Annotated in this window: 11 protein-coding genes and 1 tRNA gene; 3 read left to right on the top strand and 9 right to left on the bottom strand. The window is 63.5% G+C overall.

Going from position 1 to position 16,335, the window contains the following annotated elements:
• The first annotated feature begins 7 nt into the window (after window positions 1–7).
• The gene (locus JNO50_RS07110; RefSeq protein WP_189535493.1) at window positions 8–2,059 is read left to right on the top strand and encodes a putative bifunctional diguanylate cyclase/phosphodiesterase; all 2,052 of its coding nucleotides are present in this window, start codon (window positions 8–10) and stop codon (window positions 2,057–2,059) included.
• On the opposite strand, the gene JNO50_RS07105 is transcribed toward JNO50_RS07110, so the two are convergent.
• The 7 genes from JNO50_RS07105 to ugpB all read right to left on the bottom strand — a co-directional run bounded on the left by JNO50_RS07105 (window position 2,052) and on the right by ugpB (window position 10,111).
• A complete protein-coding gene (locus tag JNO50_RS07105; RefSeq protein ID WP_189535491.1) occupies window positions 2,052–3,365 on the bottom strand; it encodes a hypothetical protein in 1,314 nt (437 codons plus the stop codon). The genes JNO50_RS07110 and JNO50_RS07105 overlap by 8 nt on opposite strands.
• 108 nt (window positions 3,366–3,473) lie before the next feature.
• The gene (locus JNO50_RS07100) at window positions 3,474–5,033 is read right to left on the bottom strand and encodes a thioredoxin family protein (protein WP_189535489.1); all 1,560 of its coding nucleotides are present in this window, start codon (window positions 5,031–5,033) and stop codon (window positions 3,474–3,476) included.
• Between the two features lie 117 nt (window positions 5,034–5,150).
• Window positions 5,151–5,900, bottom strand: a complete 750-nt coding sequence (ugpQ, locus tag JNO50_RS07095) for a glycerophosphodiester phosphodiesterase (protein ID WP_189535487.1) — start codon at window positions 5,898–5,900, stop codon at window positions 5,151–5,153.
• Window positions 5,860–6,969: a sn-glycerol-3-phosphate import ATP-binding protein UgpC gene (locus JNO50_RS07090; RefSeq protein WP_189535485.1), complete on the bottom strand. Its 1,110-nt coding sequence runs from the start codon at window positions 6,967–6,969 to the stop codon at window positions 5,860–5,862. Before JNO50_RS07090 ends, ugpQ begins: the two co-directional genes overlap by 41 nt.
• A 35-nt stretch (window positions 6,970–7,004) precedes the next feature.
• A complete protein-coding gene (ugpE, locus tag JNO50_RS07085; RefSeq protein ID WP_189535483.1) occupies window positions 7,005–7,844 on the bottom strand; it encodes a sn-glycerol-3-phosphate ABC transporter permease UgpE in 840 nt (279 codons plus the stop codon).
• The gene (gene ugpA, locus JNO50_RS07080; RefSeq protein ID WP_189535481.1) at window positions 7,844–8,725 is read right to left on the bottom strand and encodes a sn-glycerol-3-phosphate ABC transporter permease UgpA; all 882 of its coding nucleotides are present in this window, start codon (window positions 8,723–8,725) and stop codon (window positions 7,844–7,846) included. Before ugpA ends, ugpE begins: the two co-directional genes overlap by 1 nt.
• A 54-nt stretch (window positions 8,726–8,779) precedes the next feature.
• The gene (gene ugpB, locus JNO50_RS07075; protein ID WP_189535478.1) at window positions 8,780–10,111 is read right to left on the bottom strand and encodes a sn-glycerol-3-phosphate ABC transporter substrate-binding protein UgpB; all 1,332 of its coding nucleotides are present in this window, start codon (window positions 10,109–10,111) and stop codon (window positions 8,780–8,782) included.
• A 397-nt stretch (window positions 10,112–10,508) separates the two neighbouring features.
• Here ugpB and JNO50_RS07070 point away from each other — a divergent pair, with 397 nt between their 5' ends.
• Entirely contained in the window at window positions 10,509–11,138 is a 630-nt protein-coding gene (locus JNO50_RS07070; protein ID WP_189535476.1) for a beta-ketoacyl synthase chain length factor, read from the top strand.
• A 182-nt stretch (window positions 11,139–11,320) separates the two neighbouring features.
• A complete protein-coding gene (locus tag JNO50_RS07065) occupies window positions 11,321–12,745 on the top strand; it encodes a hypothetical protein (protein WP_189535474.1) in 1,425 nt (474 codons plus the stop codon).
• A 54-nt stretch (window positions 12,746–12,799) separates the two neighbouring features.
• On the opposite strand, the gene JNO50_RS07060 is transcribed toward JNO50_RS07065, so the two are convergent.
• A tRNA-Asn gene (locus tag JNO50_RS07060) sits at window positions 12,800–12,875 on the bottom strand.
• A 92-nt stretch (window positions 12,876–12,967) separates the two neighbouring features.
• A complete protein-coding gene (locus JNO50_RS07055) occupies window positions 12,968–15,946 on the bottom strand; it encodes an Rne/Rng family ribonuclease (RefSeq protein ID WP_189535472.1) in 2,979 nt (992 codons plus the stop codon).
• Window positions 15,947–16,335 lie beyond the last annotated feature (389 nt).

Below are 16,335 nucleotides of genomic sequence, written 5' to 3'. Positions count from 1 at the left end.
AACGGTCATGCCGCAACATACCCGCATCATGATCGTCGAGGACGAGCTGATCGTCGCGCTCGACCTCAAGCACAATCTGGAAAATCTCGGCTACAAGGTCGGAGCTTTGTGCGCCCGTGCGGAAGACGCCATCGCGAAAGCCCGTGAAATCCGTCCCGATCTGGTGCTGATGGACATCAACCTCGGGGAAGGCATGATGGACGGCACGGACGCGGCGCGCGAAATCCGCCGCGAGAACAACATTCCGATCATTTTTCTGACCGCGTACTCCGAGGAAGGCGTGCTGCGGCGAGCCGAAGACAGCATGCCTTACGGCTATCTGCTCAAGCCGTTCGAACTGCGCGAACTGGAAGCCACATTGCGCATGGCGCTGGCGCGGCGCAGAGCGGAGGAAGGCATGATGCGCAGCGAAGAGCGGCTGCGACTGGCCATCGACACGGCGGGTCTGGGGGTCTGGGAATGGGAGGTCGCATCGCGCCGATTCGTCGCCGAAGGCCACTTCATGAGCATCCTTGGCACGGTGCCGACCTACTTCGACGAAGGGCGGGACGCCTTCTTGCAAATGATACACAGCGCCGACCGCGACGCGCTGAGCGAAGCGCTGGCCAGGGACGGCCAATTCAGCGGCGAGATCCGAATGTTCGTAACTTCTGGAGAAATGCGCTGGATATCCCTGTACGCCCGCTATTTTGGCGAGCACCGCCGCATCATCGGGGTCATCAGCGACATCAGCGCCATCCGCCAGGCGGAAGACCGCATCAACCATCTGGCGTATCACGATGCCCTGACGGGACTCGGCAACCGGCACCTGTTCCAGGAAAAGCTGGACAGCGAGATCGAGCGGGCGGAACGGCGCCAGACCCGCCTTGGCCTGCTATTCATCGATCTTGACGGTTTCAAGATCATCAACGACTCGCTCGGCCACGACGCCGGGGACTGCCTGCTGATTGAAATGGCGCGGCGGCTCGAGCGCGTCCTGCGCGGCAGCGATGTCGCGGTGCGCATCGGCGGCGATGAGTTTGTCGTGATCATTCCCGACCTGGACAGGCCGGAGCATTGCGCGGTGATCGCCAACCACTTGCTTGGCGCGCTCAGCCAGCCGGTCGCCCTGACCGACACCCCCGATCCGGTCAGCATCACGGCCAGCATCGGCATCGCGGTGTATCCGGACAATGCGCGCAGCAGCAACGAGCTGCTCAAGGCGTGCGACACCGCCATGTATTCGGCCAAGGCGGCGGGCCGCAACGGGTACGCGTGGTTCTCGGAAGAGATGGCCTCGCGGGCAAAACAGCGTCTGGTGCTGGAACAGGGGCTTCTGCAGGCGCGGCACGATCATTCGCTGACATTGCAGTACCAACCGCAGATACGCCTGGCCGACGGCGCGATGACCGGAGTGGAAGCGCTGGCGCGCTGGACCCACCCTGAGATCGGCGTGGTCGAACCGGATGTCTTTATTCCGGTCGCCGAGGAAACCGGCCTGATCGAAGTGCTGGGCGCCCAGCTGCTCGAGGAAGCCTGCCGGCAAGGCGCGATCTGGCGGGCATCCGGTCTGGATCTGCATCTGTCGGTCAATGTGTCGGTGCGCCAACTGACCGGGAGCGGATTCATCGACATCCTCGATGCGGCGCTGGAGCGCAGCGGTTTTCCGGCGGGCCGGCTGGAGTTGGAAATCACCGAAACGGCCATGCTGTCGCTGGACAAGACGCGCGGCACGCTCGAAAGCATCCGCGAAAGGGGCGTGACCCTGTCCATCGACGACTTCGGCACCGGGTTCTCCTGCCTGAGCCTGCTGCAGCACTTGCCGATCGAACGGCTCAAGATCGACAAGTCCTTCATTCAGGGCCTGCCCGACAACGGCAGCTCCCTCGCGCTGACCCTGGCGATCGTGTCCATTGCCCACAGCCTGGGGCTGGACATTGTCGCCGAAGGCATCGAAACACCGATGCAGCAGGAGCAGCTGGGCTCGCTCGGCTGCGCGCACGGCCAGGGTTTTCTGTTCGCGCCCGCCCTCCCGGCGGACGCGATTCCCGGCTTCGCGGCGTCCCGTCCGCTCAGATGAGTTTTAGCCGGCGCAGCTTGGCGATCTCAGAGCGCACCGCGCCGATGCCCTTGCCGGTGTAGAGAATCCACAAGCGTTCGGCGCTCAGATAGCTGAGCACGGGATTGCGGAACCCGGTGTTGAAACGCGCGCCGTCGGAAGGATAACCGAACGGCGGCGCCAGCTCGGCCAGCAGCGCCTCGCTGCCGGAGACCGCCGGACCCGTGAAAATATAATCCGCGTCGGAGAGGTTCTGCAGCACGTATTCCACCATCAGATGGGTATGCGACGGATGCTTCGCCTGCAGATCGACGCTCGCCATGCCCCGCAACGGCGGCAGCCGCCATTCGTCGCCGCGGCGGATCAGGTAGCCGGCCTTGAGCGGGTCGACGCGGGAGAGTATCGCCGCCGCGCGGATCCAGTTGGCGACCTTGTACTCGTTGCCGCCACCCGGCGCGGCATGCGCCGACGCCTGGGTCACCACGAACGCGGGCGGCATGCCCCGCGCCATCGCCTCGGCAAGACCGAGGATATGATGGGCGCCGGTCTTGCTGTTGCCCGGACGCCCCCCGTTGTCGGTCTTGCCGTTGCCGCCGAAGTTCAGTTCCTGAAACTCGCTGCCGTCGGCGTTCCACTGAAACACCCAGGTCTTGGCAAAATCGTGCCACATCGGCGCGGCAACGATCAGGTCGCGATCGATCGGCAGATCGCCCTTGACGGTTTGCTTGCCCGCGCGCGCGACCACCACGGGCAACCCGTTGCGCCCCATGGTGCCGTACACCGCCTGATAATGCCCCGCCAGTGCGATGTCCGACAGATCGTTGAACGCCTCGTGCACCACCAGGCCTCCCGGCATCGAATGGTGACCGCCGTACGCGCTGCCCGGCGCGGCGAGGAAGGGTTGCGGCAACGCGGGGCATGCCGAGCCGTCATCGGTCAGCGGAGGAAACACCCCGGCTTTCAAGCCTCCCGGAAACGCCGCCGAGTCGGCGCTGTCGATCAGTCCCGCCGCGGTCAGTTCGCCGATCAGCGCGTCCTTGTCGGTTTCGGTCAGCCCGGCGCGGCTTTTGACGCAAACCTTGGGATTGCGGATCAGATCGAGGGTTTCGCGGCGGATCTGCGGATCCTTCACCAGGGCGGTATTCGCCAGCAGCAGGCGGTGGGCCGAATTCACCAGCGGGGATGCCGACGCCAGCGCGGCGGCGGCGCGGTTGCCCTCCCCCGGCCGGGTCTGGTCGGCGATGGCCGGTTGCGCATGAGCGCAGGACAGGAAGACGGCGGCAAGAATCGCCGCCAGGGCGGGACGCGGACGAACGGATGCGGACATCGAGGCAAACCCCTTGAAAAACGAAGCGATGCCGGCAGTGTACGGCGCGAGGATGACAGCAGGATGTTCGCGGGCGGACACATGCGCCGTCCGCCCGCGCCGGGCGTATCAGCCGTTCAATGAAGAGGCGAGCGCATCGCAGACCGGCTTTTGCGCATCGGAAGCGGGCAGCTTGCCGCACACCCCGGACAGTTCCGCCTGAACGCGCCCGACCGAGGCGCGGTGGCTGCCGTCCTTGTTCCAGGTGCGCAGTTTGCCGACCAGCCGCTCCAGCGAACGGCGGCTGCGCTCGTAAAAGGCGTTCTGCGTCTTGCCGGCCTCGGCCACCACACGGGTGGCCGCCTTTTCGATCCGGGCCTCTTCGGACGGAGCCAGATCGATCGCGCCGCTGACATAGCCAACCCCCCACTGCAAGCGCGTGGCCGGTCCCGTCGAACTCTCCCAGGCTTTCTGGTACCAGTCGACCGCGGCGGCCTTGTCACCGCGCGAGCGCGCATTGGCCGCCAGGGAGAGCATGTGGTAATACGCCGAGTGGGAGCGCTTGAGTTCGGCCAGCAGCAGGGTGTCGGATTCGGCGATCTGACCGGACTGGCTCAGCACATGAGCGGCCATGCTGACCACCGACTGACGCTCGTAGCCGTTGGTGGTGCGCCGGTCGGCTTCGGCCGTCTGACGCCGCACCTTGTCCTGCAGAGCCGGAGAAATCGCCCCCTTGGGATCACTCAGCCGCGCCAGCTCGACCTCGGCGTACAGCGCGGTCAGGCGATCGGTGGTCGACAAGCCGGCATCGTTCTGCAGCCTGACAAGCGCGCCGTTCCAGTCATGGATGAGCTCGAGGCGCGGCGCCCCCGGCCCGGTCAGGTAAGTGGTGACTTCCGTGGCGTTGTTGGCCAGCACATCGAAGTTGTCGCGGGTCAGTTTCGTGTCGGCCAGCACCTGGCGCAAGCCGGCGCGCGCCGCATCCTTGTCGATCGCCGGCGCCTTGTCGTCGGAGGCCGTGGCCACCAGCGCCTTCAAGGCCAGGCGGCGCGCCGTGGCGCTTTCGCCGCCCGGCACGGCGGCCGCGAGCCGCTGCAGGGTGACGGCGAGCTGCCCGTCCGCGATGATCTGCGTCTGATCGGTATCCCAGGAATAATCGGCCAAAAGCTGCCAGTCACCGGCACTTAGCGCATCGCCGTTGAGCGCCGACGCCAGCAGGGCTTTGACCGGACGGGCGGCGGCCAATCCGAGCTCCAGCGTGCGCAGATAACGCTCTCCCTCCACCTCGCCCGGCAGGCGGGTGATCTCGGTACCGTCCGGACGGAACAGGATCATGGTCGGATAGCCACGCACCTTGAAACGGCTGGCCAGTTTCTGGGCGCCGGGACTGTCGCCGTCCAGATAGACGGGGATGAACTGGCGGGTGCGATCGATGAAGTCCTGCCGATTGAAGATGGTCGCCTTGACCTGATTGCAGGGCGGGCACCACACAGCGCCCCAATAGAGGAACAGCGGCTTGCCCGAGGCTCGAGCCTGGGCGAACGCGGCATCGACATCCCCCTGACGCCAATCGATGCCGGCGGGCAAGACATGGCTGGAGGCTTCCGGCGCGGCGGCCAGCGCCGGGGATACCGGCAGAACCAGTGGCGAGAAGGCCAGCCAGGCGGCGGCACGGATGGTTTGCTTCATGCGTTTCCCTTTCTCATTATCTATTTGGACTATCGTATACCACTCATGCCCAAGGAATAAAGTGCCGAAAGGAATAAGCAATCTTCAACAAAACCTAACGCCGGGAAACGGCTACGGTCACGGCCCCAACTGATCGATCCGGTCCGTGCAAATGGCGTCCACCCCCCATGCCAAAAGACGTTCGGCATCTTCCCGACGGTTGACCGTGTAGCACATCACGGCATAGCCGGCGCTCTTGATCTCCCGAACCCGCGCTTCGTCGAGCTCCCGGTGATCGCAATGCACGGCAACCGCGCCGAGTTCTTCCAGTACGGCCCGCCAGTCGTCCGGCACACGCTCGAACAGCATCGCGCGCGGCAATCCGGGCGCCTCATCACGCGCCGCGCGCAGGGCCTCGACAGAGAAGGAGGACAGGAGCGGCGCCATGGCGGCGTGTTGCCACAGCGCGGCCGCCTCGCGCGCCACGGCGGCGCCGGTTTCGGTCTCCCGCCCGGGGCAGGGTTTGATTTCGATATTGAGCGCCATGCCCTGCGCGAGGCAATGCGCGGCCACGCTCGCGAGCGTCGGCATCGGTTCCCCGGCGAAAGCGGCGCCACGCCAGCGTCCCGCGTCAAGCCGCGCGATCTGCGCCATGGTCAGCGCTTTCGCTTCCCCGGTGCCGTTGCTGGTCCGATCCACGGTATCGTCGTGCAGCAAAAAACTCACGCCGTCCGCGGACAGTTTCACATCGCACTCGGCCGCGCGGTAGCCGTAACGGGTTCCCTCCCGGAAGGCGGCCAGGGTGTTTTCCGGGGCGAGCGTGCCGCCGCCGCGGTGGGCAAGGTACTCAGGATACGGCCAGGGCCGGATCCGATGCGGTGCGGACATCGGCGATTCTCCTTTGCGAGACGGGATCGAACACATGCAGTCTGCGCACATCCGGCATGACCGGCAAGCGGCTTCCCGGCTCGGGGGCGACATGATGGGGCACTTTCAGAGTCAGGGCGTGCCCGCCCGCCATCCCGAACACATGGTTGTCGGCACCGAGCTTCTCGACGCTGGTCACCTCAAGGATCAGGGCATCGGGGTGATCGTCCGGCCGGAGATGTTCGGGGCGGATACCGAACACCACATCGCGCCCGGCTAGCGGCGCACAGCCTTCCGGCAAGGCGATGCGTCCGGCGCCCGACACCAGCGACCGTCCATCCGCGCCGATCCTGGCCGGCAAGAGATTCATCGGTGGAGAGCCGATAAAGCCCGCGACGAACATCGACGCCGGGCTGTCATAAATGGCCTCGGGGGTGCCGATCTGCTCGATGCGGCCCTTGTCGAGCAGGATGACACGATCGGCCAGCGTCATGGCCTCGACCTGATCGTGCGTCACATAGAGGCTGGTGGTGCGCAGGCGGCGGTGCAGAGCCTGGATTTCCTGGCGCATCTGGCCGCGCAGCCTGGCATCGAGATTGGAGAGCGGCTCGTCGAACAGGAATACGGCCGGCTCGCGGACGATGGCGCGCCCCATCGCCACGCGTTGGCGTTGCCCGCCGGACAGTTCGCGCGGCTTGCGCGCCAGCAGCGGCTCCAGTTCGAGAATCGCCGCCACGCGGCCGACCCGCTCGGCGATCTCGCGTTTGGGCATGCCGCGGATTTTCAGGGCATAGCCCATATTGTCCGCCACGCTCATATGCGGATACAGCGCGTAGTTCTGGAACACCATGGCGATATCGCGGTCTTTTGGCTCCAGCTCGTTGACACGGCGGCCGCCCACGCGGATCTCGCCCTCGCTGATCGCCTCGAGCCCCGCGACCATGCGCAGCAGGGTCGATTTGCCGCATCCGGACGGACCGACGATCACCACGAACTCCCCGTCCGCCACCTCGACATCGATCGACTCGAGCGCCGCCCGCGCCGCGCCGGGATAGGATTTGCCAACATGATGCAAAGAAAGTGTCGCCATCGTTCATTCCATTTCATGGCCGTCCACGGCCATTGTCATTTCTCGCTGTCCACCAGCCCCTTGACGAACCAGCGCTGCATTCCGATCACCACGGCCAGCGGCGGCAGCAATGTCAGGAGTGTGCCGGCCATCACCAGCGGCCAGTTGATGGCGCCCTCCCCCAGCATGCCCTTGATGGCGATCACCGCGGTCGACATCGCCGGATCGTGGCTGACCAGAAGCGGCCACAGATACTGGTTCCACCCGTAGATGAAATTCACCACGAAGAGTGAAGCGAGGGTGGTCCGGGTCAGCGGCAGCACGATATCGAACAGAAAACGCATCGGCCCCGCCCCGTCCACTCTCGCGGCCTCGGCCAGTTCCACCGGCAGCGACAGATAAAATTGCCGCAACAGGAACGTCGAGGTCGCCGATGCGATCAGCGGCACGGTCAAACCGCCGTAGCTATTGATCATGTCCAGTCGGCTGATCACTTCCACGGTCGGAAAGATCCGCACTTCGACAGGCAGCATCAGCGTCGCGAAAATCAGCACGAAGCCGGTACGGCGCAGCGGGAAGCGGAAATACACGATGGCGAACGCCGACAGTACGGAAATGACGATCTTGCCAACGCAAATCACCATGGCCATGACAAAACTGTTGAACAGCGTGCGGGACAGGGGAACGGTCAGCCCCCCCTCGGCCCGTGTCATGACGCGTACGAGGTTTTCCCACAGGTAGGCATCGGGAACCAGCGACACGGGGCCCGGCAGGGCCACATCGGCGCGATGAGTGGCCGCCAGCACCATCAGGATGAGCGGAAACGACACCAGCAGCATGCCCAGCGTCAGCACGCAATGGCAGAAGATATCCAGAGCCTTGCGATTCTCGATCATCAGTACTGGACCTTTCTTTCCACGTAGCGGAACTGCACGATGGTCAACACCCCGACAATGGCCATGAGGATCACCGACTGCGCGGCCGACCCGCCAAGATCCAACCCCTTGAACCCTTCCGCGTAGACCTTGAGGATCAGGGTCTCGGTGGACTTGCCCGGTCCACCGCCGGTCGCGGCATCGACCACCGCGAAGGTGTCGAAGAAGGCATAGACCAGGTTGACGACCAGCAGGAAGAACGTGGTCGGCGATAACAATGGAAACACCAGATCGCGGAAACGCCGGATGGGGCCGGCGCCATCGATCGCCGCGGCTTCGATCAGCGAAGCGGGAATGGCCTGCAAAGCCGCATAAAAAAACAGGAAATTGTAGCTGACCTGCTTCCAGGCCGACGCGAGCACCACCAGCGCCAGCGCCTGCCCGCCGTTGAGGGCATGATTCCAGTCATAGCCGACCAGCCCGAAGAGGTACGCGATCCAGCCAATGCCGGGATTGAACAGGAATAGCCAGAGCACGGCGGCCAACGACGGCGCGATCGCGTAGGGCAGGATCAGCACGGTCTGATAAAGCGGCCTGAAGCGCCGGATCTGATTGGCCATCGCGGCCAGAATCAGCGCGAAACTCATGCCCAGCGCCGTCACCAGTACACTGAACAGCAAGGTGGTATGGATCGTGCCCAAATACAGGGGGTCCCGGACCAGCCGCTGGAAATTCTCGAGGCCGACAAACGTGGCGGACAGGCCGAAAGGATCCTGCATGCGGGTCGACTCCCAGAGCGCCTGGGCCGCCGGCCACACGAAAAACACCACCGTGATGGCCAACTGGGGAGCCATCAGCAGGATACCGGGCCATTTGCCGGAAAAATGGAATCTGTGCTGCATCGGATATCCGCTAGGGGGGACGCGCCACGGCGGACACCGTGGCGCGACCCTTCGTCAGTTGGCGGTTTTTTCGAAACGGCGCAGCAGTTCGTTACCGCGCGCGACGGCCTGGTCAAGCGCCGGCCGGGCCTGTTGTTTGCCGCTCCAGACGCTCTCGAGCTCCTCGTCGACCACACTGCGGATCTGCGGCATGTACCCAAGACGCAGGCCCCGGGTATAGGATTTGGGCGGCTTGTTCATCATCTGCCGCGCCGCGATGTCCGCGCCCGGGTTTTTCTCGTAGAAGCCCTGCTTGCGTGTCAGCTCGAACGCGGCGCCGGTCACCGGCAGGTAACCGGTCTGCTGATGCCAGGCGGCCGCGACTTCAGGCGCGGCGACCCGTTTGAGAAAACGCGCAACCCCTTTGTATTCGGCCGCGCTCTTGCCCCCCATCACCCACAGGCTGGCGCCGCCGATGATGGCGTTTTGCGGCGCGCCCTTCATATCCGGGTAATAGGGCATCATGCCCATGCCGAAAGCGAACTTGGCATTCTTGCGTACGGCGGCCTGGGAGCCCGAACTGCCGGTCATGATGCCGCACTCGCCGGAATAGAACTTGGGCGTGGCCTCGTCCTTGCGGCCGACATAGCTGAACGTACCGTCCTTGACCATTTTCGCCAGAAACTCGATGTGCCGGACATGGGCGGGGCTATTGAAGCGCAACTCCGCGCCGGCCCCCCCAAAACCATTGTCCTTGCTGGCGAACGGCAGGTCATGCCAGGTACTGAAATTCTCCAGAAGAACCCAGCCCTGCCAACCGGTCGTGTAACCGCAACTCATGCCGGATGCCTTGAGCTTCGCGGCGGCCTGGGCCAGCTCCGGCCAAGTTCTGGGCGGCTGCTCGGGATTCAGGCCGGCTTTCCTGAACGCATCCTTGTTGTAATACAGGATGGGCGTCGAGCTGTTGAACGGCATAGAGACCAGATGGCCGGTCTTCGCATCGGAGTAGTAACCCGCCACAGCCGGGATGAAGAGCTTTTCATCAAACGGCTCTCCCGCGTCCTTCATGACCTGGCCGACCGGCTTGATCGCTTTGCCGGCCTGCATCATGGTCGCCGTTCCCACCTCGAACACCTGCACAATATGCGGAGCATTGCCGCTGCGGAACGCGGCAATGGCACCCGACAGCACTTCATCGTAGTTGCCCTTGAACACCGGAACGACCTTGTAATCCTTCTGGGAGGCGTTGAAATCCTGGGCAATGGCGTTGACCCGGTCGCCCAGCGGGCCTTCCATCGCGTGCCAGAACTGGATTTCCGTCGTGGCGTGGGCAGCGCCGGCGAGCGATGCGAGAACAAGTGCGCCGGCGATATGGCGCAGCGAATCGGGAGAAACGGCAGAACGCATGCTTGGACTCCTGACTGTAAGCGTGAGTAAAAGAACCGGGGGCGGCTTTGAATCAATCGGCGGATTGTCTCACCGGTTTTTTACGATTGAATGGCATTAATATGACAAAAACAAGTCAGCGCAATCCGCACGCCGAAGGCAGTAGTCCGAAAGGTCAGTCAGGTTGTGGCAATGGCGCGTCAGCCACACTGACCGCACCGGCCCCTAGCGTTGACCGATGCGCCATCTCTCGCCGGTTTTATGCAAAAAACCGGGCGAATCCCTTTAAAATCAATACTCTGGCCATGACCAGCATCAAGTTATCCACCCACAAAATATTGCGCTAGAAATTAAAAAATCAATATGTCTTAAACATCAGGGACACAGACACGTCGCTTTCGCTATTTCGCCTCACTCCATGCATGCCATCCGTTTCATTCTCGAGGACTGGGCAGCCTGGCCCCCCGCGTCTCTTCCAGAGGATTCCGCCGCGCCTCCCCTGCCCCACGTTCCACCGTTGCAGAGAAGACGCATCAGCGCCTTGGGCAAAGCCGCGCTTCACGTGGCGTTCGAACTGGACCGGATCCCCGTTGACAATGCACCGCTGATTTTCACCTCCCGTCACGGCGACCTGTCCCGCTCCATCACCCTGCTTGACCAACTGACCCAGGGCTCCGATCTGTCTCCGACTCAATTCGGACTTTCCGTGCATAACGCGATCGGCGCGCTCTTCAGCATCCTCAATGGCGACAAGGGACATTACACCGCGATCTCCGCCGGGGAAGAAACGGCCGAACACGCCCTGTGCGAGGCGTCGGCCCTGCTTGACGATGGGGCGCCAGCGGTTCGGCTGATTGTCTATGATGCCCCGATGCCGGCTCCCTACGATCACTACGAAAACAAGTCCGCCATCCGGAACCGTCCTGCCGCGCGAATCGCTCGCGCCGTTTTTTGCCGGACAGACCGACCGCTGCCGTCATTGCACCGAACAACGCCAATGGGCATGGCAAAAGCATTATTAAATGGTTTCATCATGACTGGCGCCTGATCGCCACCGCTATCGCGTTTTCCGTATTCGGCGCCGGAGGCGATGGGTTCACACCGTCCGGCCATGATCCATATTGCGCAATATTTCCACTGGCGATACGATTCGCATAAACCCTTATCGTTAACTCCACGTCTCGGCGGCGGTCATGTTGCTGCATGACCGGGCAGGCAGAACGGGAATCCATGGCCAGCTACCTCCAGACCATCCCCGGCTCTCGCACGGATGCCCGGGCGCGGGAAGCGCTTCCCGCTTCGAACACCCAACACGCCCCTCCCCTTGCGCGCAGTCCCTGGCAAGCCATGGCCGACGCGAGTCCTCGCGTCGCACAGTTGCATGCCGCGCAGCGCCTTGCCGACGCTCGCCCGAGCGGTATCGCGCTCAATACCGACCCCGGACTGGAACGGGAAGCCGATGCGATGGGAGCGCAAGCGGCGAGAGCCCATGCCGCAGTGATGCCGGTACAAGCCCGGGCCATCCGGCCGGATGGCGCGCCGCCGGTTCAATTGGCGAAAATCAGCCTCACGAGGCAAGCGCCGCCCAATCAGCAGACCTACACCAGCGATACGAAAAGCGACCATGCCAACCATAATCCGTCGCTCGGCCGGGTGTTTTCCGCCAGTTTCACCGAAGGCGACATCACCGCGCCGAACAACAGCACGGGCAAGGCGGGGCGCCACATGTCGGCGATCCTTGGACCGGATCACCCGTTGGGGGCGGAAACCTCTGACTCCGTCATGAAAAACCATCCCTATATCGCGTATTACAAGCAACAAGGCACCACTCTGGTCAAGGGACATCTGCTCAACGCCAACCTGGGCGGCCCGAATCATGTCGCCAATCTCTACCCGATCACCACCCAGGCCAACGCCTTGCATCGTCAGGGCATCGAATATGTCGCGAAAAACTGGGTCAATAATCATTTGCTGGCGGTAAAGTACGAGGTCGACGCCACCGGCCCCGATAGCACCTCCCAGATTTCCACATTCGACTGCAAGTTATGGTCCTATAATCCCACCACCGGCCAAACGGTCGGCACTCCGGTCACGCAAACCATCGAGTCGGATCCGGAGCATAACAGTGCCACGGAGAGTTTCCCTTGGAGGGCAAGCGGAATCCACGCCTTGCCGGCCAATCAACACAAGCTGGCGGGCTACAGCCGCGACGACATCGAAAAACCGACCGACGGCGCAGAACTGGAATGGTTCAACGATCAGGAAAGCGCGGAATGGCTGCGAGACAGCAGCAACGAACAACGCTTTTACAATGCCAATATACACGGCTGCTCGCATATGATGAAAGCACGGTTGCTTGACGCGGCGACCCTTGCCTTTGAGGACATCGATACAATCGCGTTACGCGACGGATGGAGCATCAGTGCATGGAACCAAGCGCTCAAAGCCGCCGAAGCCTATATCGCAACGCAGCCCAAAGCCCCGCCGCTAGGCGCCAGGGTCGAGAGGGTCAATTACGCCAAACTGCTTAATGAAGAAAGCGATGCGGAAAGCGAGAGCGAGGAAAACCAGGATGCCATGTCGGAGGACGAGATCTCGGAAGGCAACGTGTCAGGGGAATACTCCGACGACTGGATGTCGGACACGGACGACTAATCCGCCGGGAAAATGAAAAAAGCCTTGTGGCGCACCACAAGGCTTTTTGTATTTTGGCTCCCCGAGCAGGGCTCGAACCTGCGACCTGCGGATTAACAGTCCGTCGCTCTACCAACTGAGCTATCAGGGAATCGCTCTCAACAGAGAAGGCAATTATAGGGATGCCTTCATCAGGAGTCAAGCCCCTCGCCGTACTTTTTTGCGAGGGGCCGATACTTCCCGTTATGCGTCTTCGCGACGGGTTTCCACCTGCTGCAGCGGAGCCGCTTCGGCGGCGACATCACCCGATTGGCGAACGACATCGCGGCGGCGCGGTCCTTGCGGAGCGGCGGCCTCGGTTTCGGTCGTCATGTCGACATGCGCCTTGGTGCTAACCATCACCAACCCCCCCAGATCGACCGGTTCGGCAACGGCCGGAGCCACGACGGCGGGCTTGGCTGCCACCTCGGCCACCGCCACGAGGGTCTCGGCAATCGGAGCCTCGTCGATCGGAGCCTTGGCAATCACCGGCTCGGCGGCGGGCACGTCCGCCACGGCCTCTTCCACCACCGGCGTTTCAGCAACGACTTCGACAGCAACAGGGGATTCGGAGGCAACCACCACCGGCTCGGCTTCGATGACCGGAGTCTCGGCGACAACGGTGTCCGCCGCGGGAACGGCGATTGGTTCGGAGAGCACGGGTTCCGGGGCGGACGCCGCTTCGGCGACCTCCACAACAGGTTCCGTCTCAACAGCCTCGACAGCCGGCGGGTCAATCCGCGCCGCGACGTTTTCCGTATCGGGACGAGCGGCCGGCTCTACCGTTTCTTTTACCGCTTCGCTCTCGGCCACGGGTGCGGCGACGTCAATCGCGCTGTCGGCCATATCGGTTTCGGCGCCTTCAGCGGTCACCACGCTGCCGTTCACGTCGGTCGACTCGCGGCGGCTGCGACGGCTGCGGCGGCGGCGGCGCTCACCGCGCTCCTGACCATCGGCCTCGCCGCCGGCGGCGGCTTCGGCCGGAACTTCGCTCACGGACTCGTCACGAATCTCTTCGGCGGCCGGTACGACCGGCTTCTCCTCGCGGCGACGGCGCGGCTCCTGGCGCGGCGCGGTCTCCTTCTTTTCCTCGACGGCGGGCACATTCAAACCGGCGACATCGCGCTGCTCGAGGGCTTCGCGATTCTCGCGCGGCTCGCGACGCTGGCGCGGCTGACGAGGCTGGCGCTCGGCACGCTCCTGACGATCGGTACGCTCCTGACGGTCGGCACGATCCTGGCGATCGGAGCGATCCTGGCGATCCGCACGTTCTTGACGGGCCGGTTCGCGGGATTCCTTCCGTTCGTCGTTCTGAGCAGGCTGACGGCGACGCTCGTCCTGATTGCCCTGACGACGATCATCGCGCTCGCGGCGATGAGGCGCATTCTGGCGGTTGCCACGGCGCTGGCCGTTGCGATCGGAACGGGAGGGCTTCTTCTCTTCGGCGGCGGGCTCGGCGGATTCGGCGCCCAGGCTCTTGAACCAGGCGGCGATACGGCTGAAGAGTCCGGCTTCCGGGGCTTTCTGACCGGGGGCCGCCTTGCGCGGCGCCGCCGGCTTGTCGCTGGCCACCGGAGCGGGCTGCTGCGGGGTGATTCCTTTCACCGCGGCTTCCTGACGCTCGACCTTCGGCTTTTCCTGGCCGAAATTCGTCGTCACGTCCTCTTCCTGGATATCCACGCGCTTGTAGCTCGGCTCTTCGCCCAGTTCGGCCAGGTCGTCGTGACGGACACGGGCGATCTTGTAGTGAGGCGTTTCGAGATAGATATTCGGGATCAGCACCACGCTCACGTCGAGCCGCGACTCGATCGCATAGATTTCGGCGCGCTTCTCGTTGAGCAGGAAAGTGGCCACGTCGACCGGCACCTGGGCATGCACCGCCCCGGTGTTTTCCTTCATCGCCTCTTCCTGGATGATGCGCAGGATGTGCAGCGCGGACGACTCGGTGCCGCGGATGAAGCCGATGCCATGGCAGCGCGGGCACGGCTCGTGGCTGGTTTCGCCAAGGGACGGCTGCAGGCGCTGGCGCGACAGCTCCAGAAGGCCGAAACGCGACAGTTTGCCCATCTGGACGCGGGCACGGTCGTGCTTCAGCGTTTCGCGCAGACGGTTTTCCACATCGCGCTGGTTCTTCTGGCTTTCCATGTCGATGAAATCGATGACGATCAGGCCGCCCAGGTCGCGCAGACGCAGTTGCCGCGCGATTTCCTCGGCCGCCTCGAGGTTGGTCCGCAGCGCGGTTTCCTCGATATCGGCGCCCTTGGTGGAGCGCGCCGAGTTCACGTCGATGGACACCAGCGCCTCGGTGTGATCGATGACGATCGCGCCGCCGGACGGCAGTTGCACGCTGCGCGAGAAGGCGGTTTCGATCTGATGCTCGATCTGGAAGCGGGAGAACAGCGGCACGTGATCCTTGTAAAGCTTCACGCGGTTGAGCGTGGCGGGCATCACATGGGCCATGAACTGGCGGGCGTGCTCGTAGATTTCCTCGGTGTCGATGAGGATCTCGCCGATGTCCGGATGGTAGTAGTCACGGATCGCGCGAATGACGAGGCTGCCTTCCTGCAGGATCAGGAACGGCGCGTTCTGCGCACCGGCCGCGCCTTCGATGGCGCGCCACAGCTGCATCAGGTAGCCCAGGTCCCACTGCAGCTCTTCGAAGCTGCGACCGATACCGGCGGTGCGGGCGATCAGGCTCATGCCGGACGGCACTTCGAGCTGGCCGAGCAGATCCTTGAGTTCCTGACGCTCCTCGCCCTCGATACGGCGCGAAACGCCGCCGCCGCGCGGGTTGTTCGGCATCAGCACGAGATAACGGCCGGCAAGGCTGATATAGGTGGTCAGGGCCGCGCCCTTGTTGCCGCGCTCGTCCTTCTCCACCTGGACGATGACTTCCATGCCTTCGCGCAGCACGTCCTGAATGCGGGGGCGGCCGCCCTCGTAGTTCTGGAAGTAGCTGCGGGACACTTCCTTGAACGGCAGGAAGCCGTGTCGGTCGGTACCGTAGTCGACGAAGCAGGCTTCCAGCGAAGGTTCGATCCGGGTGATGACACCCTTGTAGATGTTCCCCTTGCGCTGTTCCTTCCCGACGGTTTCGATATCCAGGTCGATGAGCTTTTGCCCGTCGACAATGGCGACGCGAAGCTCTTCGGCCTGCGTCGCGTTAAACAGCATACGTTTCATGTATGTTCCCTGCGCGGCACTCACGCAAGGACACAGCAAGTATTTGACGGCCCAGTGTCTGAAAATGGGCGCTTTCCGAAAGAAGTGTTCGTATAAAGAGCGTAGGTAACGGTTTCGATAAGCCGACTTCCTGAATGCATCACATGATACGTCCCCGAACCCGGGGGCCGGCGCCTGCCGGGCACCGGACATGGGGTGCGCGACGGCGGCGACGGGGGGCAGGATCATGCCGGGTCAAACTTTGCTGCGGAATTTCCTGACGGGCTTTTCGTCAGAAAATGGAATGCTCGTGAGTGCGCTATGCGTCCAAATGCATTACCATCGCTGCTTTTCGGTGAGCGAGATAACCGCGGCTGCGGCCGGTGGTAGACTCGGCGTCAGGTCAGGGT

This window comes from Paludibacterium paludis, from assembly GCF_018802605.1.
Taxonomy (GTDB): Bacteria; Pseudomonadota; Gammaproteobacteria; order Burkholderiales; family Chromobacteriaceae; genus Paludibacterium; species Paludibacterium paludis.
This window is presented reverse-complemented; position numbering and strand designations above follow the sequence as displayed.